Origin of the sequence: Enterococcus sp. 12F9_DIV0723, assembly GCF_002174375.1 — a bacterium.
GTDB lineage: Bacteria > Bacillota > Bacilli > Lactobacillales > Enterococcaceae > Enterococcus_A > Enterococcus_A gilvus.
Genome location: NZ_NIBK01000001.1, coordinates 2,512,496 through 2,532,329 on the forward strand (window position 1 = coordinate 2,512,496; position 19,834 = coordinate 2,532,329).

20 protein-coding genes are annotated in these 19,834 nt (G+C 42.3%); 10 read left to right on the plus strand and 10 right to left on the minus strand.

Going from position 1 to position 19,834, the window contains the following annotated elements; genetic code table 11:
* Complete coding sequence (locus A5868_RS11895) at nucleotides 1-2,349, minus strand: ABC transporter ATP-binding protein/permease (RefSeq protein ID WP_086303370.1); 2,349 nt, start codon at nucleotides 2,347-2,349, stop codon at nucleotides 1-3.
* Between the two features lie 129 nt (nucleotides 2,350-2,478).
* Here A5868_RS11895 and A5868_RS11900 point away from each other — a divergent pair, with 129 nt between their 5' ends.
* From A5868_RS11900 to A5868_RS11910, 3 genes are all read left to right on the plus strand, one after another.
* The gene (locus tag A5868_RS11900; RefSeq protein ID WP_086303369.1) at nucleotides 2,479-3,153 is read left to right on the plus strand and encodes a response regulator transcription factor; all 675 of its coding nucleotides are present in this window, start codon (nucleotides 2,479-2,481) and stop codon (nucleotides 3,151-3,153) included.
* The gene (locus A5868_RS11905) at nucleotides 3,150-4,199 is read left to right on the plus strand and encodes a sensor histidine kinase (RefSeq protein ID WP_086303368.1); all 1,050 of its coding nucleotides are present in this window, start codon (nucleotides 3,150-3,152) and stop codon (nucleotides 4,197-4,199) included. Before A5868_RS11900 ends, A5868_RS11905 begins: the two co-directional genes overlap by 4 nt.
* Nucleotides 4,200-4,288: 89 nt before the next feature.
* Complete coding sequence (locus A5868_RS11910; RefSeq protein WP_086303367.1) at nucleotides 4,289-4,594, plus strand: hypothetical protein; 306 nt, start codon at nucleotides 4,289-4,291, stop codon at nucleotides 4,592-4,594.
* Between the two features lie 38 nt (nucleotides 4,595-4,632).
* Here the strand turns inward: A5868_RS11910 and A5868_RS11915 are convergent, their stop codons facing one another.
* Both A5868_RS11915 and A5868_RS11920 read right to left on the minus strand, forming a co-directional pair.
* Complete coding sequence (locus tag A5868_RS11915; RefSeq protein ID WP_010779849.1) at nucleotides 4,633-4,950, minus strand: AzlD domain-containing protein; 318 nt, start codon at nucleotides 4,948-4,950, stop codon at nucleotides 4,633-4,635.
* Nucleotides 4,943-5,698: an AzlC family ABC transporter permease gene (locus A5868_RS11920; protein WP_010779848.1), complete on the minus strand. Its 756-nt coding sequence runs from the start codon at nucleotides 5,696-5,698 to the stop codon at nucleotides 4,943-4,945. Before A5868_RS11920 ends, A5868_RS11915 begins: the two co-directional genes overlap by 8 nt.
* 472 nt (nucleotides 5,699-6,170) lie before the next feature.
* On the opposite strand from A5868_RS11920, the gene A5868_RS11925 reads away from it, so the two are divergent.
* Nucleotides 6,171-6,860, plus strand: coding sequence for a YoaK family protein (locus A5868_RS11925; RefSeq protein WP_086303366.1), 690 nt, complete (start codon nucleotides 6,171-6,173; stop codon nucleotides 6,858-6,860).
* 114 nt (nucleotides 6,861-6,974) lie between these two features.
* Here A5868_RS11925 and A5868_RS11930 read toward each other — a convergent pair whose 3' ends face one another.
* Both A5868_RS11930 and A5868_RS11935 read right to left on the minus strand, forming a co-directional pair.
* Nucleotides 6,975-7,790, minus strand: coding sequence for a DUF4097 family beta strand repeat-containing protein (locus A5868_RS11930; protein WP_086303365.1), 816 nt, complete (start codon nucleotides 7,788-7,790; stop codon nucleotides 6,975-6,977).
* Nucleotides 7,791-7,876: 86 nt separating this feature from the next.
* Nucleotides 7,877-8,827, minus strand: a complete 951-nt coding sequence (locus tag A5868_RS11935) for an aromatic acid exporter family protein (protein ID WP_086303364.1) — start codon at nucleotides 8,825-8,827, stop codon at nucleotides 7,877-7,879.
* Between the two features lie 177 nt (nucleotides 8,828-9,004).
* On the opposite strand from A5868_RS11935, the gene A5868_RS11940 reads away from it, so the two are divergent.
* The 5 genes from A5868_RS11940 to A5868_RS11960 all read left to right on the plus strand — a co-directional run bounded on the left by A5868_RS11940 (nucleotide 9,005) and on the right by A5868_RS11960 (nucleotide 12,972).
* Nucleotides 9,005-9,466, plus strand: coding sequence for a DUF441 domain-containing protein (locus A5868_RS11940; RefSeq protein ID WP_086303363.1), 462 nt, complete (start codon nucleotides 9,005-9,007; stop codon nucleotides 9,464-9,466).
* Between the two features lie 113 nt (nucleotides 9,467-9,579).
* Nucleotides 9,580-11,322 (plus strand): ABC1 kinase family protein, encoded by a 1,743-nt coding sequence (locus tag A5868_RS11945; protein ID WP_086303362.1) that lies wholly within the window; start codon nucleotides 9,580-9,582, stop codon nucleotides 11,320-11,322.
* Nucleotides 11,323-11,583: 261 nt separating this feature from the next.
* On the plus strand, nucleotides 11,584-12,153 hold the full coding sequence (gene amaP, locus A5868_RS11950) for an alkaline shock response membrane anchor protein AmaP (protein ID WP_010779842.1): 570 nt from the start codon (nucleotides 11,584-11,586) through the stop codon (nucleotides 12,151-12,153).
* A gap of 11 nt (nucleotides 12,154-12,164) precedes the next feature.
* Nucleotides 12,165-12,353 carry a DUF2273 domain-containing protein gene (locus A5868_RS11955; RefSeq protein WP_010779841.1) on the plus strand — a complete coding sequence of 63 codons (189 nt, stop codon included), beginning with the start codon at nucleotides 12,165-12,167 and terminating at the stop codon, nucleotides 12,351-12,353.
* Nucleotides 12,354-12,435: 82 nt separating this feature from the next.
* Entirely contained in the window at nucleotides 12,436-12,972 is a 537-nt protein-coding gene (locus tag A5868_RS11960) for an Asp23/Gls24 family envelope stress response protein (protein WP_010779840.1), read from the plus strand.
* 195 nt (nucleotides 12,973-13,167) lie between these two features.
* Here A5868_RS11960 and A5868_RS11965 read toward each other — a convergent pair whose 3' ends face one another.
* The 4 genes from A5868_RS11965 to A5868_RS11980 all read right to left on the minus strand — a co-directional run bounded on the left by A5868_RS11965 (nucleotide 13,168) and on the right by A5868_RS11980 (nucleotide 17,045).
* Nucleotides 13,168-14,118: a P1 family peptidase gene (locus tag A5868_RS11965; protein ID WP_086303361.1), complete on the minus strand. Its 951-nt coding sequence runs from the start codon at nucleotides 14,116-14,118 to the stop codon at nucleotides 13,168-13,170.
* A 114-nt stretch (nucleotides 14,119-14,232) separates the two neighbouring features.
* Nucleotides 14,233-15,237: a nucleoid-associated protein gene (locus tag A5868_RS11970; protein ID WP_086303360.1), complete on the minus strand. Its 1,005-nt coding sequence runs from the start codon at nucleotides 15,235-15,237 to the stop codon at nucleotides 14,233-14,235.
* Between the two features lie 64 nt (nucleotides 15,238-15,301).
* Nucleotides 15,302-15,973 carry an ABC transporter ATP-binding protein gene (locus tag A5868_RS11975; protein WP_086303359.1) on the minus strand — a complete coding sequence of 224 codons (672 nt, stop codon included), beginning with the start codon at nucleotides 15,971-15,973 and terminating at the stop codon, nucleotides 15,302-15,304.
* Between the two features lies 1 nt (nucleotide 15,974).
* Nucleotides 15,975-17,045, minus strand: coding sequence for an ABC transporter permease (locus A5868_RS11980; protein WP_086303358.1), 1,071 nt, complete (start codon nucleotides 17,043-17,045; stop codon nucleotides 15,975-15,977).
* A 114-nt stretch (nucleotides 17,046-17,159) separates the two neighbouring features.
* Between A5868_RS11980 and A5868_RS11985 the strand changes: the two genes are divergently transcribed.
* A complete protein-coding gene (locus A5868_RS11985) occupies nucleotides 17,160-17,750 on the plus strand; it encodes a TetR/AcrR family transcriptional regulator (RefSeq protein WP_086303357.1) in 591 nt (196 codons plus the stop codon).
* Nucleotides 17,751-17,772: 22 nt separating this feature from the next.
* Here A5868_RS11985 and thrS read toward each other — a convergent pair whose 3' ends face one another.
* Entirely contained in the window at nucleotides 17,773-19,680 is a 1,908-nt protein-coding gene (thrS, locus tag A5868_RS11990; RefSeq protein ID WP_086303356.1) for a threonine--tRNA ligase, read from the minus strand.
* Nucleotides 19,681-19,834: the final 154 nt, after the last annotated feature.

Genomic DNA, 19,834 nt, shown 5'->3' on the forward strand with positions numbered 1-19,834 from the left:
TTAATCTGCTCGTAAAGCGATCGCAGCGTCTTTTTTCGCTGCCATTCGTGCTGGAATATGTCCACCGATCATTGTCAGTACAGTTGAAACAACAATCAAAATTACGCCATGGACAGGATTTAATTGTGCGACATCCTTTAATTCAGTCATGTTGTACAAAATCGCATTGATTGGGAAGGTCGCGAGGTATGCAATAAGCACGCCCAATGTTCCCGAGGCGATCCCTAAGATACATGTTTCTGCATCGAATACGCGTGTGATATCTCTTTTTCTAGCCCCTAAAGCTTTCAAGACACCAATTTCTTTTGTCCGTTCGATTACAGAAGTGTAAGTAATGATACCGATCATGATCATACTTGTTACTAATGAGATCCCAGCAAATGCGACTAATACATAGGTGATCGCATCCATCAGGCCACCAGTCAACTCAGTCATCGTACCAGCTAAGTCTGTGTAAATGATCTTGTCTTCTTTTTTCTTTCCTTTGTTGTAATCATCTAAATAACTTAAAATCTGTTCTTTGTCTTTGTAATTATTCGGATAGATCATGATACTGCTTGGAATACTGTTTCCGCCTAAATAAGCGATCGTGCTTTCCTTCGTCGTATCATCCAAGGCTTCATTGGTCATCACATTCGTATTTGTATCCTTTTGCGCTTGAACAATCTCAGAGTTCTCATTGTCTTTTACAATTTTTGATGTCAACTCGTTGCTGTAGGCGATGCCTGGTGCTAAAAGATTCATCGTGGAAGATTGTTTTACACGTAAAATCCCTGAGATTTTTAATGTATCGTTGTTTGCGTTGTTATACATGGCTTGATAGTCATTATTTGGAATAAAGTTTCCTGTAGGTACTTTCGAATAATATTCATTGTTGTTGATCAGTTTAAATTCCGTTCCGACGATTTTGTCGAAGTCGATCTTTTCACCGTCTTTGACATCGAATCCGAGATTTTTCAATGAATTGATGTTGGTACTATTGTTCGCGTCTACGATCAATACCACGTCTGTCGTAGCCTTTGGATATGCACCGGATAGTAATTTGTAATTATCTTCTAAGAAATTTCCTGAACTTTTGTCTAACTGTGTTGGGAATGAAGAGACGCCCATCCCAGTCATGCTGGACATTGCACTCATCATAGAAGGACCGCTGTCTGGCGCTTCATTGGATAATTTAACCGGCTTCACATCGCCGTTCACGTCACGCAACAGGTTCATCCCCACTACGCGTGTAAAACCGATGTTGTTGCTCAACTTGGGATCGATATTGTTGATATAATCCACATACTCTTGGTTGATGTTATTTGTATGCTGTGCGCGGTCTTCGTCACTGATTTTGGCAACGATATTGTTTTCATTTCCCTTACTTGAACCACTCGCTTTGTCTGACCCTAACGCCTGGTTTCGATTGGTCGTTTGATCGGTCGTGGTTTTAGAAATCGTAATCGGGTATTTCGCCATCGTCTCTGCTTGTGTGCTGTCGATTTGCTTTTGGAATCCGCTTGATAAGGAGAGAACGATCCCGATACTGATGATCCCGATACTTGAGGCAAAGGCTGTTAAGAAGGTCCGTCCCTTTTTAGTCTTCAAGTTGTTAAAGGAAAGTTTCAACGCCGTTACGAATTTCATCTTTGTCCGTTTTAATTGAAATTCCTCGCCCTTTTTTCCTTCGATATGGGGGTGGGAATCATCCATGATACGGCCGTCTGAGAATTTAATCGTACGGTCGGCATACTTAGTGGCTAATTCTGGGTTATGAGTCACCATGATGACTAATTTTTCCTTCGACAGCTCTTGGATCAAATTCATGATCTGAACACTGGTCTCTGTGTCCAAAGCCCCTGTTGGCTCATCACAGAGTAAGATGTCAGGATCATTTGCCAAGGCACGCGCAATGGCTACTCGCTGCATTTGTCCGCCGGATAACTGGTTGGGCTTCTTATGCATATGCTCTGCTAAGCCAACTCGCGTAAGTGCATCCTCAGCACGTTGTTGCTTTTCTTCCTTCGATACACCGCTCAAGGTCATCCCAAGTTCGACATTGTCAATAATCCCTAAATGACTGATCAAGTTGTAGCTTTGAAAAACAAATCCGATAGAATTGTTTCGATAGGCATCCCAATCGGCGTCTTTAAACGTCTTCGTAGATGTGCCATCGATCACCATATCCCCGGAATCATAGTTGTCCAATCCGCCGATCACATTCAGCATCGTTGTTTTCCCAGAACCGCTGGCACCTAAAATAGCAACAAATTCTTGTCGACGAAATGCGACAGATACACCATCTAATGCTTTGGTCGTCGTATCTCCCACATGGTAATATTTTTTTATATCTTTTAATTCTAACATTGTGTCACCCTTTTCTCTTAGTTTACTTTGCCAAGATACCATGGCATTATTAACTCAAAATGAACAAAAATTCATAGTAGGTTCACAGTGATTTGCTACTATTATTAAGCAAAAAGGAGGCCAACGCAAATGAATCGAATACTTATTGTTGAAGATGATGAAAACTTATCAATCCTTTATCAATCTGCTTTAAAAAACGAACGCTTCGAAGTCTTCCGAGCGATGAACGGCATCGAGGCTTTAGCTATTTTAGATAAACAGTTTATTGACCTGATTATCAGCGACATCATGATGCCTGACATGGATGGGTATGAATTGGCTGAAAGCTTGAGGGATGCAGGGTATGATCTCCCTATTTTATTTATTACTGCCAAGGATTCTTTCGAAGATAAAAAACGTGGATTCACGATTGGTGTAGATGATTACATGGTGAAGCCCATCGACGTGAACGAAATGCTGCTGCGTGTCGACGCGCTGCTGCGCCGGGCGCAAATCGTCCACACAAAAGAATTGATCGTAGGGGATACACGAATGGATCAAGAAACCTATCAAATCAAAACTTCCCATCAAACAGAAACCCTGCCGCAAAAAGAATTTTTGCTGCTGTATAAATTGCTGGCCTATCCAAATAAAATTTTTACTCGCCAACAATTGATGGATGAGATCTGGGGATTAGACTCCGACACGGACGAGCGCACCATCGATGTCCATATCAAACGCTTGCGAACACGACTGGAAAACAATCCTGATTTTTCGATCGAGACCATTCGCGGCTTGGGCTATAAGGTGGTCATCCATTCATGAGAAAAAAACTATTCCCCCAGTTATGGATGTATTTCGCTGCCATCACTTTTTTATTGATGGTCGTTGTGTTAGCTGTCTTCGTCGGCCTGCTTGTCATGATCAATCACTTTCAATTATTGGCACCTGAACGAGAAGGGCATTTATTTCCCTTTTATTTCATCATCTTTTTAAGTTTGGTCATTGGTGCTGCCCTCTCGTTTTTTGTCGGTAAACGAATTCTTCAGCCGATCGGAGACCTTCGCCAAGCGATGAGCAATGTCTCTCAAGGCGATTTCGATGTCCAATTAGAGGAAAAGCAGCATGTGGAAGATGTGCGGGAGCTTTATCATGATTTCAATGTCATGGTGAAGGAGTTGAGCAGTATTGAGACGCTGAGAAATGATTTCGTTTCAACAGTGTCCCATGAATTTAAAACACCTATCGCTACGATCAAAGGCTATGTCCAGTTGCTCCAAAAAAACACCTTAACAATAGAAGAGCGAAAAAATTATTTAGAACGAATGCTAGACGGCACGCAACAGTTGACTCACCTGACAGACAATGTTTTGAAGTTGAGCAAATTAGAGAATCAAGGACTAGGCTTAGACTTTCAAACGTTTCGTCTAGATGAGCAAATCCGCGAAGTGATTCTATTCTTGCAGCCAAAATGGGAGCAGCTTAATTTGACACTCGATTTAGACCTTCCCCGTACGGATTATGAAGGCAACGAAGAATTTCTTTATCAAGTCTGGCTAAATCTAATGGACAATGCCATCAAATACAGTCCTAGAAACAGCAAGATCCATGTCCACCTGACAAATGAGTCTGACGGCCAAACGATCACTATCCGTGATGAAGGGATCGGCATGACTGAAGACGTTGCGGACCGTATCTTCGACAAGTTCTATCAAAGCGATACCAGCCGCAAGACGAAGGGAAACGGCCTCGGCCTGGCGCTTGCAAAACAAATCATTGAACTACATCATGGAACGATCAAAGTCAACAGTTCCCCGAACAAAGGCAGCAACTTTAAACTATTTTTGCCAAACGACTTAAAAAATTCATAATTATTTGAAGGAAAGAACCGATTCATTCATCTTTAGTTAATATTTCTTTTGTAAGCTATGAGTAGCTCAAAGAAAGGATGACTGACAAGATGAAGAAGCAAAAAGTTACTAAATCCGTGTACTTTGTTGAAGAAACGCAGAATATCGAAGGCGCGTATGTAGAAGTCAACACACTTTTTGTCGCTGATAATCAAGAACAAGCTACCGCGTTCTATAAAAAATTAGTCAAAGAACAGCCGAAGAAATCATTTGGTCTTTTATTGAACGAGTATATTATCAATGCAGACGGCGGCTTTTTCCGTAATTTATTGCAATCATGGAAAAATCTTCCCTCTGAATTTTATCGTAAAATGCAGATTCTAACGTATCGGCCCATTGCCGAATATCAAAATTAAAAAAGAGGGACATTTCCATTCGGAAATGTCCCTCTTGCTTACATCATTGAAAGTAAAAAAACCGCGGCCAATCCTGTAATCACTGAGATTGCCATTGAACGCGTCTTATACGCGACACCAGCAACCAAGAACATCGCGATTATCCGCACGTTGCCGATCAATTCGAACTGGTTATTGCTGATAAATACGTCCTTAAATACCAAAGCCGCAAACAATGAGATCGGTACATATTTCATCCAATCACTGAACCATTGCGGAACTTGACGCTGCGAAAAATACAGCATCGGAAAAAGTCTGGGTAGATAAGAAGCACCAAACAGACAAAGGATCAATAGTAATAAAGAAGTATTACTCATGATGAACCTCCCCGCCCGTCAGGTCGTAATGATCCGGTCCGTCATTGTTCGTGTTGGCTGTCTTTCGAATACGCTCGATCAAGTAACCCGTAAAGGAAGCTAACAACGTAGCCAAGATCAGGCCAAACGTATTTTTGAATACCAGCATGAAAACAACAGCTAACCCGCCGGACAACAACCCGGTAGCCAATAGAAGACCATTGCTCAACTGCATCATGAACATAAAGATGAACATTGCCGTCAAAGCAAAATGAACCAATTCGGTATCTACATGGATCACGGAACCAAAAATCGTTCCCACCACTGTACTGGCTGTCCAAGAAGCCATCGAAAACCAATTGACGTATAACGCTTTCTTACGATTCCACTCTGGATCGGTCGAATATTTTAAATAGTTGACTGCATAATTTTCATCATTCATTGACTGTGAGAACAGTGCAATAAAGGATCTTTTTTCTTTTTTAAAAAATTGCGATAAACTGGAACCCAATAACGCATAGCGCAGTTCCAAGAAGAAAACCATTAAGATGGTGGACACAAATGATGCGTGTACACTGATCATAGAGACGACTAAAAATTGTGCGCCTCCTGAAAAAACAAGCATCGAAAGCAAGGCCGTTAAAAAGATGTTAAATCCCGCTTTTTGCAGAAGCATTCCGCAAGCTAAGCCAACAGGAATGTAACTAAAACAAAGCGGCATCGCCGCGTATAACGCCTCTAACCATGGTGTCCTTTTTTTTACAGGCATGGTATGTTCTCAATTCCCCTCATGTTCACAGATAAAAAGCATTTTCATTCTAACATATTCTATCGAAAAAGATAGCACTCCATGACTATCTTACTCCTATCGGGTATTTCCTTCAATTATTCGTAAAAACCCGCTGTCTTTAGTTCATTACACTGTCTTTTTTTGAAAAACAAACCTTAGACCGAATTATTCATTTTAAAAAAATGAAATCATCTGCTTTTACTAGATAAAAAGAGGAAAGTTTTAAAATTTTCTTATGAAAACTTCATGTAGGTTTTCAGCTATTTCTGCGTATCAGGCCTTTCTTTTCCTTTATTCGAGGAATCTCGCTTACCACTACGCTAGATTTCCCACAAGACCCACTAATCTTCAACGGATCAGTTTCTCAGCTATCTAACGCAGCGACGAAAGATGATTAACGATTTTCTGAAAAAATGTGGTAAGATAGTCAGCGAAAAGAGTTGAATAGTAGATGAATAATAGTTTTCATGAGAATCGTTCTGTGGGCTTGGTGCTGACTTTTATTGGCGGTATGGTTGATAGTTACACCTATATCCGATACGAAGCATTCGCCTCTGCTCAGACAGGGAATTTAATTTTGGCGATTATTCAGGCGTATGAACGACAATGGAACATGGTTGGAAAAAAACTGCTTTCCACCCTATTCTTTTTTATTGGTATCCTTTTGGCTAAATTTATGATTGATTATTTTAGAAGAAAAGAACTTCATTTCTGGCGATTGTTCTTGCTGTATTTTGAAGCACTGGTATTTTTCGTCATCAGCTTGTCCTTCTTGCAGCCGCATCCAGCAGTGATCACTGTTATGATCGCATTTACCGCTGCAATCCAATGGATATCTTTTGATAAAATCAATGGCCTTACTTATACAAATTTATTTACTACAGGGAATCTAAAAGGAGTCGCAACCAATCTTTATGATTATCTGAGTACGAAGGATCAAGGCGCCAAGACGCGGTTCATTCATTTTCTTCTAGTGGTCACAGCATTTATCACCGGAGCGATCGTTTCCGTCTTCTCATACCGCACCTTTGGGACAAATGCCGTTTTGATCATCGCAGGACTATTTCTATATTTAGCGATATCCGAGACCCTCATGGTTTGGCGCTTCCAAAGAGACACGAACATCATGCAAAAAAAATAAACAGCCAAAAGGAGTATGACAACGAGGTCATACTCCTTTTTCCTGCTTAGTCAGCGATTATAGCAACGTGTCCCGTTGGGCTAATAAACCACACACGTCACTTTTTCAAAGCTATTACCTGACAAAATCAACCTCGATCTCTCCGTTACTGGTTCTGACCTCTAGTTCTTTCGATCCGCTGTCTCGATTGTCTAGATTAGTTGAAGCATTGCTCGTTTTAGAAATAATTGAAAAGTCTTCCTTTTTCCCAACTACCGTCCCTTCTACTCTTGCGTTGCTGGTTTGAATATCTAGTGACTTAGCGGGGTCTAATTCCTTCAGATCGACCTTTCCATTAGACGTTTGGAACTCTCCTTCATCAAACTTCAGCTCTTCAAGAACTATTTTGCTGTTGCTTGTTTCAAAAGATCCTTCGTTGAAATTCATTCTCTTCAGTTCTAATTTTCCGTTATTTGTCTCAACATCCGCAGAGCGAGCATCGATTTCAGAGAGCGACACCTTGCCGTTAGTAGTTTCCATATCCAGCGTGTGGAGATCCAGATTTTCAGCTGAAATCCCCGCGTTTGATGTTTCAATCTCCAGTTCTTTCAATTGATTTTTCGGAACTTCGATAGTCATCTTTGAATTGCGCTCACCAAAGTTAAAGATACTAAAATTGACGCCGATCGTTTTTCTTCGTTCGACATCCAATGTGCCATTGCTCTCTTTTATTTTGTACTTGACCCCTCTGCTGTTCTTGTAGTTTATTTTCGTTTGATTTCCAGACACACCAACAACAGTGATTGGCATACTGCGATCCTCTACATTCAACTGTTTGACCGTCTTCGTCGTTGTGAAATCCTCAGTACTCATACGATTATGATAAAACATACTACTGATACTTACTAAAGCTGCACCCACCAAAATCAACCCGATAATGATCTTTTTCATTTTTTATACCCCTCACTTGTGCTTTCTTATCCTCATGATAAAGAATTTCCCATTCGTTTACATGGGACAAAAGACTGATTCTTCTTTTATTTGTTTCGATAAAACCCTGCTTTGATCTCGATGAAATCTTGGAACAATTGAAAAAGCTGAAAAAGCATCGCCCGTTCTTCAAAGGCTTGGCGGCTCTCTGGTAATTTCTTTTGCTGGTAACGTTGATCTGCTTCATCGATTTTTTCTAGGATCGCTGCACCGTCATTGTCTTCGGCCAGCGTCTGGGCAGTAAACTCGAACAACTCCCGCAGCTCCTGAACATCTTCTGCTGCCGCATCCAATCGATTCAAGATTTGCAGCATATCTGAGAGAACCTTTAATTGAAGTCGCCGCATGGCAAAATACTCAAAATAATAGCTGTTTCCAGAAAAAAAGTGATTTTCTTCAAATTCTTGCGCACGCTCTTGTGCCTGACGAACAAACCCTCGCAACGACAAACACTCTTGCCGCAGCAGTTCTTCTTTTGCTGGCTGATTGAGGTACGCGGACATCTTCTCCAGCATCCGTTTCAGTGATACTTCCACCACAACCTGGTCTTCCTGAATTTTTTTCTCTGTATTGGGCATGTAGAGATTTGCAGCCAGTGCGCAGCTGACGCCGATGATCATCAGCAAGTATTCATTGATGATCAGACTGACAGGCATTTCTCCCGCTGCAAGGTAATGGGTGATCAAAACGGAGCTGACCGCTATGCCTTCTGACAACCCTAAACGGATCGACAGCGGAATAAATATCAACAGATATAAGCCGAAAGTAATCGGATGAAATCCTAAAATCAAAAAACAAGCAGCAGCGATCGCTGTGGCAAGCGTCAAAGAAAACAAGCGATTCAACGCGGTTTTTGCGGTAGATCGCTTGGTATTCGTAACGGTCAAGATGGTTATGATCGCCGCCGAAGACGCGGACTCAAGATTTATTCCTGTTGCTAATAACAGCGCAACGGGAGCCGCCACTGCTGTTTTGATAGTACGTAACCCTATTTTCATCTGCTGCTCCTAACTGTACTTTCATTATGAACGATCGAATCGGTTCTTAAATTAAGCTTACACTAAAGTGGCTTCGGAAAAAAGTCGCAAGTTCATTGATTATCTTGTATAGTAAATACGATGTAAAAATCGCTTTGGCTACTTCTAAAGAAAATACCTCAGATAAGGAGTGGAACTATGGAAAGCTGGCTATTTTTAGGTGTCATTTTATTGATTGCAGTTGTTGCGAAAAATCAAAGTTTAGTGATTGCGACTCTTGCGATTTTAGTTTTAAAAGGAATCCCTCACTCAGAAAAATTCTTATCCATTTTAAATAAGCAAGGAATTAACTGGGGGGTCACATTAATTTCCGCAACGATCTTAGTGCCGATCGCGACGGGAGATATCGTTTTAAAAGATCTGCTCAACACCCTAAAATCCCCTTTAGGCTGGATCGCGACGATCTGCGGTGTTTTGGTGGCTGTCCTTTCTTCAAAAGGTGTCGGGTTGATCAACCAGTCCCCTGAAGTGACAGTTGCCTTAGTTTTCGGCACGATCATGGGCGTCGTATTCCTAAAGGGAATCGCTGCGGGGCCTGTTATCGCTGCGGGTATTACCTATTGCATTATGCAACTGATCCAAGTCGTCACAAATCATTGACTGCCCTCCCCCTGACTATCTTCGGAGATTCAGGGGTATTTGTATATCCGAAACATCTCTTGTAAGATAGGATTAATAGATTTATACGCTGCTGATCAGAGGGGGTGCCCGCATTGAGAGAAAAATCTAGAGCTGCACGATTGCGCCAAATCGTAAAAATCATCAATCGCTATAGTGTGGTCAAAAATATTACCCAGCAAAAGAATCCCGAAGAGGTGCGTAAAGCCTTTGAGGAATTGGGGCCAACGTTTATCAAGGTTGGTCAAATGATGTCTGTTCGGACGGATATTTTTACGCTGGATTTCACGAAAGAGCTGCGGAAGCTGCAAGACGGTGTAAAAACGGATGATTTTGATTTAGTAAAGGCGCTTGTCGAAAAAGAGCTCGACCTTCCGCTGACGGAAGTCTTTGAACAGTTTGATGAACGCCCCTTCGCTTCTGCTTCCATTGCCCAAGCCCATCATGCTTCTTTGAAAAACGGACAAAAAGTCGTTGTAAAGGTTCAGCATCCTGGAATCGCTTCTGAGATCGAATTGGATCTGTCCCTCTTTGAAAAAGCCATACCGATCGCTAACTGGGTCCCCGAAAGCAAAGTGATCGACTTGAAAAGTATTTTGAGGGAAATTCGCGGCTCTCTGCAAAATGAACTGGACTTTCAAAAGGAACGAAAGTTGGCGGAAGAATTCTATCAGTTGAATAATGGCTGGAAAGAAATTCGAGTGCCAAAAATGGAACCTGCTTATTCCACAAAAAAAATCATCGTAATGGAAATGATGTCCGGCACGAATTTACGAGAATTGATCAATGCGGAAGACGAAAAAATCGTACAAGAAGAACTGACCTATAAGGAATTGAAAAAGACTGTCAGTGAATTATTGATCGAACACTTTATGAAAGAGGTCTTTGAGGATGGGTTCTTCCATGCCGACCCTCATCCAGGCAACCTTTTGTTGCAGGTGATGAGCAAGGAAGAAAATCAAAAGGACCAGCAGCTAAAGACGAGAAAGCATCAAGGAACGGTCGGTCGCACCCCCTATGAGATCCAATTTACCAGAAATGAAAAACTTCGGCCCTTCCGCTTGAATGTGATCGATTTTGGGATGATGGGAACGATCAATCGCGAGATGCAAGCGAAGATGAGCAATACGATCATCGCCATCTACAGCAAGGACAATCAGCGAATCACAAATGCTGTCCATGCGATCTGCAAACAAGTCGGGCCTTTTGATGAGGAAAAGTTCACCTATGAGCTGGATGACTTTCTGAATCGCTATCTGAATTTGCCTGTGAAAGAGATCGATCTGCAAAAAGTCTTCTCGCAAGTCGTCATCATTTGTCACGACAACAACCTTCAAATCGATGATTCCGTGACGATGTTGATCAAAGCCTTCGGTACCCTCGAAGGCGTGATCGAAGACCTCAACCCTGATTTATCTCTATTTGAAGTCGTCGCTCCTTTCGCCCAAAAATATTTTATTCAACAATTGGACCTGAAAGATGAACTGCAAGAAACGGTTCTAGATTATTTGTCCTCATTAAAAGCCTTGCCCAAACTTCCTAGTCATGCGTTGACTGCGATTGATACGTTGGCCAAAGGAAAAGGAAAGCTGAATCTTGAGCTAAAAAATCAGCGTAACCTATTAGAACGAGCCGAAGCGATGGTCAATCGCCTCGTGATCGGTTTGATCCTTTCTGCATTGGTCATCGGTTCATCCATTCTTGTTCAGACCTCTTCTGGAGGCGACACGCTGATTTCTGATCTGGGGATTTTTGGGTACTCTGTGGCGGCCCTGTCGATCCTGTTTTTAGTTATTGAAAGTTTGTATCGCCGTTATCGAAAATGGAAAGAACGCTAAATAAATCCTTTAAGAAGTGGGCAGAATTCTTGTCACACTTCTTTTTTTTACACAAAAGGAACGCTCCATCATTTTTTTCTTAACCGATAAAAAAAATGAAAAATTGTGTAATTTGTTATTATTCATTCATTTATATTGGTTTATTCTACTGGAAAAAGAATCTTTTACCGCTGCCGTGAGCAAATCTTTTTACTTAAAAGGGTTATCATTTTATTATTTTAGTGTAAACAATTTAAAAATATTGAAGTGAGGAGGTGCGGTATGAGTAAGGTTCTCAAAACCATCTTAATTATTATCTCTCTGGTTTTACTTTCTGTTTTTCTATCCGTTGCAGCAATTTATTACTTTATCGCTTCAAATCCGTTAGACTTCAGCTCATTGCAACAATTCGTTTTAACGAATCAGTACGCTCAGATCTATTTATTCTGGGTAGCAGCAGCTTTAGCCATTGTGACGGTCATCGGTATTTTTGTCATTCTTTTCTATCCAAAGAGAGTCACCAAGTTCAACTTAAAAGAAGATCGTGGACAATTGGCTTTGGATAAGCGGGCAATTGAGGGATATGTTCGGACAAGTATCAAACAGGAAGACTTTATGGACAGTCCCAAAGTCAACGTATCAGCAACAAAAAATAAGATCAGAGTGCACGTTCGTGGGCAGTTGAAGAAAACGTCTGGCTTAGTAGGTAAAACAGATCTCTGGGCTCAGAATGTTGAAACAATGCTTCATGGGTTATTAGGCCCTGAAGAAAAAGTTTCAATTAAAGTTAAAATTCAAGCACTTGAACCAACACCCGTTGAAACAACAGTGACTCGGCCGCGAGTAGAATAGGAGGAACAGCCATGCAAGAATTTTTGACACGAGACAAATTGCCTGTGATCTTTGGTATCCTCGGTTTTATCTTAGCGGTGCTCTTCTTTACCATCGGCTTTTTTAAAACGATCTTACTTATTGTGATCACAGTCATCGGCGTAGCTCTCGGTACGTATTTAAAGAACAATCATGTTTTAGACGACTATTTAAAGAAATAGGGTCGCACCATACAATCAAAATTGGATAAGCTTTTTCTTTTTGAAAAAGTTCATACATTACTAAACCTAGGAGGAGAAAACAATGGAAAACACAACAATCAAATCAACAGAACCAAAAAAAGAGGTCAAAGGTGAATTAACTTATGAAGACAAAGTAATTCAAAAAATCATTGGTATTGCTTTGGAAAACGTAGACGGACTATTGACCGTAGACGGCGGCTTCTTCTCTAACATCAAAGACAAATTAGTAAACAGCGACGATGTTACTTCTGGTATCAGTACTGAAGTTGGTAAAAAACAAGTTGCTGTTGACATGGATATCGTTGCTGAATACGGCAAGGACATTGACGACATTTACGAACAAATGAAAACATTGATTTCTGAACAAGTCGACAAAATGACTCACTTAGACGTCATCGAAGTAAACGTGAACGTTGTAGACATCAAAACTCGTGAAGAGTATGAAGAAGACAGCGAAACAGTTCAAGATAAAGTAACAAGCGCTGCTCAAACAACTGGTAAATTCGCATCGAAACAAACTAACCGTGCGAAAAGTGCCATTGGCAACCAAACAGACAAAATCAGCGACAACTTAGAATCTGAACCACGCGTCCAATAAACTACTCTTCCCCATCGACTAGCCGAACCTGGCTAGTCTTTTTTGCGAGTTCTTCTTCCTGCTTTTGCAGGTTAGTAGAATCGTAGGCGTGGGGACTTATCAGATTTTAGTCCTAATCGCGCTAGACAATCCGTTATCTTTCCTCTTCAAAAACAACCCCCCGCCAAGACGAAAAGTGTCTTTGCGGGGGGTTGTTTATATTTCTTGATAGCTTAAAAAGTCGCCGTAGGTCTCTGCTGCTTTCGTGCCTTTGATGATGGCTTGACGAACTGCTTCAACGGCTAAAATCGAGACTGCTTCGAAGCTTGCCTGTATTTGATTTGCGCCTAGCACAAACAATGTATCGCCATCATAGGTAGTATGGGAGGGCCGAATGGCACGAGCGATCCCATTATGGCTGAGGTCAGCCAATTTATTCATTTTCGCTTTAGGGAACGTCGCATTCGTCATCACACAGCCGATGACCGTATTTCCATCAAATAAGGCCTCTTCCTTTTGATAATAGTCGAGAAATAATTCTTCCGAAAAACCAATTTTACTCTCACCAGGTTTTCTTGCCCCAGCGATTATCTTACCAGCGTCTTCATCGAACACGTCTCCTACCGCATTGACTGCGATCACAGCGGTTACCCATAACTTGTCGTGACGCATCGTATGAATTCCGATACCGCCCTTCATGGCGTTTTGTACGCCATTGACCGTTCCGACACTGCAGCCGGTGCCCGCACCATGGTTGCCTGCTTGAAAGAGCTGACCGTTAAATGCTTCTTCACAGGCTTTACGTCCCGCTTGATAATCTGGGCGAACATCCGAACGACCGATCCTAAGATCAAAAAGACTCGCGCCAACAACATTGGGAACATAGGTGATCCCCATGTCTCGTCCGATTTTATTTTCTTCTAAAAAATCCACGACGCCCGCATTTGCTGCCAACCCAAAAGCACTGCCGCCAGATAAGGTGACACCATGAACGAACTTCCGATTGTTTTCAGACTTTAGTGCATCTGTATCTCGTGTATTTGGCGAACCGCCACGAACAGAAACGCCCCCGGTTACCCCGTCTTCGCACAGAATCACGGTACAGCCGGTCATCGCTGCCGTATCAGTATATTGTCCAATCCGAAAAAACTCTTGATATGCTTCCATCTGATCCCTCCACTTATTTTCTCTAGTGTAGCGTATTCTTAGAGGCAGCTCAATTCCAGTTCGTCTTTAAATAAAAAAAGCCATTTAAAAAATGACTTTTCATAACAGCTTCTATTACAAACGATTGATCACTTCGTCCACATTTTTGATCGTCACAGAGATCGTTCCATCTGGATTGTTGATAAATTCAATCAGCTCAGGGTTGCGGTACACGTCTAACGGTACGATCAATTCAATGCCGTTGGAGAGCTTCAACTTTTGTTTGCCGTATTTTTTTTCTGTGATTTCGCGTACTTCTCTTAAAAGCGGGGCCTGATCTACATATCCTTTTTCCACCACTTCTTCTTGGAAGGCCATTTGTGCGGAAACATTGTCTTTGAATACTTTCTGAGCGACGACCTTTGCATCGATTTGGCCGCTTTCTTCTACAATATCGTAGACAGCTTCCTTTACATCCGCGATCACGTCGTGCTTTTGATTTTCAAATTTTTCACCGATTTTTTCGGCTGCTTTTTTGATCACACGTACATTTTCCTCCAGCGAAGGTGCTGGTCGGCTCTCGATGACCTGCGTAGAAAAATAGAGACGCTTTTCACCAGAAAAAGGGTATTTTTTTTCAATTAATTCATAACTCAAATTACTCAAATGAACGACGATGCCTTCATCTGCTTTCTGCGATTTGCTGGATAATAATGCCCGGTGAATGATCAGCTCATTCTTCAACCCTGCCTCATCTGAATCGACGAGATGTGTGTACCCTTCATGATAATTCACCTTTAAAAAGGCGAGGTATAATTGTGTGTTCTCTTCATATAACACAACAAAGGCATCTGCACTGGGGGCCTCTTCGCTTTCCTTGTACGCTTCATACCAACGAGTCACGATTTTTTCACTCGCGGATAAAAAGTCGTGTTCCGACTGCTGACTCAAAAATGCGAAGGTCGAGTCTTCTGCCAATGTGCCTGTTTTTGTCTGAGCGGAGGAGAGTTTTTGAATCTTCTTCGTCAGATAGTCTCGTATATATTCTTTCGTTAAGTCTAATTCACTCTGGCTGTATATCGGACCACCGGATTCGCGATCGACGATATGAAGTGCTGCTTTTTTTAAATAAATATCCATGGATTCCCTGCTTTCTAAAATTATCGACCAAACCATCATACACAGGAAACAGGGAATTTAGCAACTATTCTTTTTCTAAAAGTTCGCCATCCTTCATTTGATAGATCTTGTCGCTCCATGTCGTCATTCGTTCATCGTGGGTCACCATGACGATCGCTTTGTTCCGCTCATGCGCTTCTTTGGCTAAAAGCTTCACGACATCATAAGCATGATCCGAGTCCAGGCTTGCAGTGGGCTCATCTGCTAAGATCAGCTGCGGATCATTGAACAAGGAACAGGCGATGGCGACCCGTTGGCGCTCACCACCAGACAAGGCTTTGGGGTACTTTTCTCGTAATTCCCAAATATCCAGTGATTTTAGTAATTCTTCGATTTTTGCAGCGTTCTTTTCTTTTTCAATTTTTTCTACTAATTGAAACTGTTCTTTGACCTTTAGAAAAGGGATCAGATTGGCACTTTGCAAAATAAAGCCGATTTCTTTGAACCGGGCCTTGGAGCGTTCTTTCTCCTTCATTTTCCCAAAATCTGTGCCATTGATCCGGATCGTCCCTTCTGTCGGTGTCTGCAATCCGCCGGCAATCGTCAAAAAAGTACTTTTCCCAGATCCTGACGGTCCGATCACACTGACAAATTCTCCTTCTTCCACATGAAAATCGATTTTTTTCAAAGCGGTCACTTCTGTATGACCTTCACCAAATTTTTTCACGATTTTTTCCATCGTCAATACATCGCTCATTTTATTCTCCTCCAATCGCTGTTACTGGATCGACTTTTGTGACTGTACGCATAGAGAATAATCCTCCGACCATTGCGACTGCGACTAGAATCCCGCTATAGAGTGCCCATTCTTCCCAATGAACGGCAAAGGGCATCGCGCTTGGCAAGACCAAACTCGTCAGCACACTCAGACCAACTGCCGCTGCCACCCCGAGTACTCCGACTAAAAAGGCCTGTGCTAAAAGCGAGCGAACCAAATAGCTTGTTGCCACTCCTTGCGCCTTCATAACACCGAAGATCGCGGTCTTTTGCAATGTAATGACGTACATAAAAATACCAATGATCGCTGCAACAACGACAAATAAAAAATAGATCATCGTATTCAACGTTAATTTTTCTGGGGTATAGCCGGGAATATTTTCAATAAATGTTTCCGGAGTCATTTTATCCAATTTCGTTTGGCCTTCTTTGGTATCGATCGAGGTCGTCCCCTTCGTTGCGATCAAACTGATCGGCTCACTCTCCATTGGTTGAGAACCATACTTCAACGTTTTGAACATGGATGGACTCAGGTAGACCACAGGCGCCAAGGTGTAGGTCGTTTCCTTTGTCACACCAACGATTTTCACGGTCTGATCATTCACCTTTATCTCCTGATGTAATTTGTAGCCTTCGGACAAAAGATTTTCTGATACGATGGCTTCATTTGTATTTTTGTACAAGCGCCCATCTAAAACTTTTGGGACTACAAATGCGTCACTATCTGTGCCGAAGATCGATACATTGGTTTTATCCCCGCCGCTCTTTTTCTCTACAGCCGTAGAATAGATCCCTATTCCTGCCTTTTCTTTCGCTGTCACACGATCCGTATCTTTTGCTTGCAGTTGTGACGCGTTGGCGATTTTATTGCTGTCTTCTGATAAGATAATTGCCGACGCCCCCCAATCATCGATCGCTGTCCGATTGCCGTCTGCTAAGCCATTTGCCAAACCTGACAGCATGAACACCACATATGCAACTAGGATCATAATACCGACGATCAGGCCATATCTTAATTTCGCATAACGAATTTCTTTCCAAGCTAAAAACATCTCACTCACCCTTTCTGATGAAAGAATACGCCCAAAGTGACAAAATGTCACCGATTTTGCTTCTGTGCTATACTAATTAAAAAGACACGACTTTTTCCGAGATGAGGTGAGCGCATGCCGAAAAAAACTTTTCTAAATTTATCAGAGGTGCGGCAAGCAGAAATCCGCGATCTATTGGTGACGATTTTTTACGAGAAACCTGTCAGTCAAGTGAAAGTGAGTGACATCGTGGAGGCATTGCAAATGTCGCGAGGGATTTTTTATAAATACTTTGAGGATTTAAGCGATGCTTACGATTATTTGATTCATTATTACGCAGGACAGATCCACGGGGAGATCATTGATCACATGACCCAGCAAGAGGGCGATTTCTTTCAAGGGATCGAAAATTTTTTAGTGCTTTACGTGGAGCTGGATCACGCTTCTGCACGTTATCGTCAATTGGTTCTCTTGGCACAAAACAGCTATCTGTTTTCCTATCGGCCAGAAACAGACCACGGAATAGACGCGTGGAAAGAGCTTCTAGAACAAAATGATTTCGCGATGCCGACATTGGAGGAGCAAGTAAGTTTTCTCTATTTTTCCATGAAGCTTGTGATCGATTCTTTGACGGATATGTTGGCGAACCATTGGGGAAGAGAAGAATTGCTGCAGGATTTCCGGTATAAAACACATTGGTTGACGACGGGCATAAAAAGACGCTGAAGCGAACTTCAGCGTCTTTGTTTTAGTAATATTGATGATTTTTTTCTTGTTGCTGCTGCTTGAGTAATTCCATAAATTCCGCCTTAGCCATTTGCTTGATCGTGTCGCTGCCATGCTTGCGAACGGCGAAGGTCCCCTCTGACAATTCTTTGTCCCCAATCACTAAGCTGTAAGGAATTTTTCGCAATTCTGCCTCACGGATCTTCTTGCCTAGTTTTTCATTTCGCAGATCCTTTTCGACTCGAATTCCTGCGGCATGAAATTCTTGGAACAAGGCTTCAACGCCGGCCTCATGCGGCTGTGCAACATTGATCAGCGCTACTTGTTTCGGTGCTAACCAAAATGGGAACGCGCCTGCATAATGTTCGATCAAAATCCCAAGGAAGCGATCCAATGAACCGAAGACTGCCCGATGGATCATCACGGGTTGTGCTTCTTGGTTCGTTTCATCCACATACGTCAGGTCAAATTTCTCTGGCATCTGGAAATCCAATTGAACCGTGGCACATTGGTGGCTGCGATTCAACGCATCCTTGATGTGGATGTCGATCTTCGGTCCGTAAAAGGCCCCATCGCCTTCATTGATATTGTATTTATACCCAAGATCCGTCAACACTTTTCCAAGGGACGCTTCGGCTTCATCCCACAGTTCGATCTCACCCATAAAGTCATCTGGCCGCGTCGACAGCTCGACTCCGTACTCAAAGCCGAAAATCTTATAGACTTCATCAATAATTTTTAACGCCAAAGCGATCTCCTGCTCGATTTGATCACGTCTTACAAAAATATGAGCGTCATCCTGACAGAAGGTCCGAACACGCAACAGGCCATTCAATGCCCCGCTGAATTCGTGACGGTGGACTTGGCCAAATTCCGCCATGCGCATCGGCAGGTCGCGGTAAGACCGCTTGCGGTCCTTGTAGATCAAGCAATGTCCCGGACAGTTCATCGGTTTTAAGGCGTAATCCTCATTGGCTACCTTCGTGAAATACATATTATTCTTATAATGATCCCAGTGACCGGAACGCTCCCATAAGCGCTGATTCAAGATCAAAGGCGTTTTGACTTCCTTGTAATCGTATTTTGCTTGCAATTCTCGCAAGAATTTTTGCAGCTCATTCCGAATGGTCAAGCCATTCTCCAAATAAAAAGGCATGCCAGGTGCTTCTTCAGAGAACATAAATAAATCGAGTTCTTTTCCAAGTTTCTGATGGCTGCGTTTTTCCGATTCTTCTAAATAGTCTAAATGCGCCAAGAGCTGTGCTTTTTCGGCAAAGACTACCCCCATGACCCGCTGCAGCATTTCATTTTCCGGATCTCCTTGCCAGTAGGCACCAGAGACCTTTAGCAATGAGAAGGATTCAGCCGTCGCTACTTCCAGCGCCATCGGTTCAAGGAAAAACTCGGTGACATCGCCGAAGGAATACACAAAAACGGGCTGGTCAGCAGGCATTTCAGCCAACGCAAACAATTTTAACTCGTTGTCTTTAAAGACTTCTTTCGCTTCGGATACGGGTAGAATGGCACTTTCGATCTTAGCATCCGTTTTTAATTTCTTTTTGATGTGGTGCTCCAGATCCTTCAAGATCAGGGCACTCAATGGTTGATCCACTCGCAGATCGACCCAGATCGTCTGATCCTCCCGTTGCGATTTTGCAAAGAGAGCTTCGGGATAGTGCGCCTTGATTGCTTCTTGCAGCAGCAGACTGACTAACTGGCATATTGCCGTAGTTCCTTCTGGAGAGGAGCAATCATAAAAAGCGATCTCCGCATTGTCTTTCACTGGAGTTGATAAGTCAACAAGCTCGCCATCGATACTGCCAATGACTGCACGTTCCATCCATTGATTTTTTATCTCAAACAATGTGGTGTTTTTTGCCACCTTTTGTTTGCTTCCATTTGGTAAAACAATTTCGATTTCTTTTGACATTCAACTCAACTCCGATCCGCTTTTTCAATAACAATTTATAGTGCGTCCCTTTTCTTACTAATTTTAACAAAAGGCGTGAAGGGTTTTCAATAAAAAAACGTCCCTATAAATAGGGACGTGAATAAACGTGTTACCACCCAAGTTCCCGAAAAGT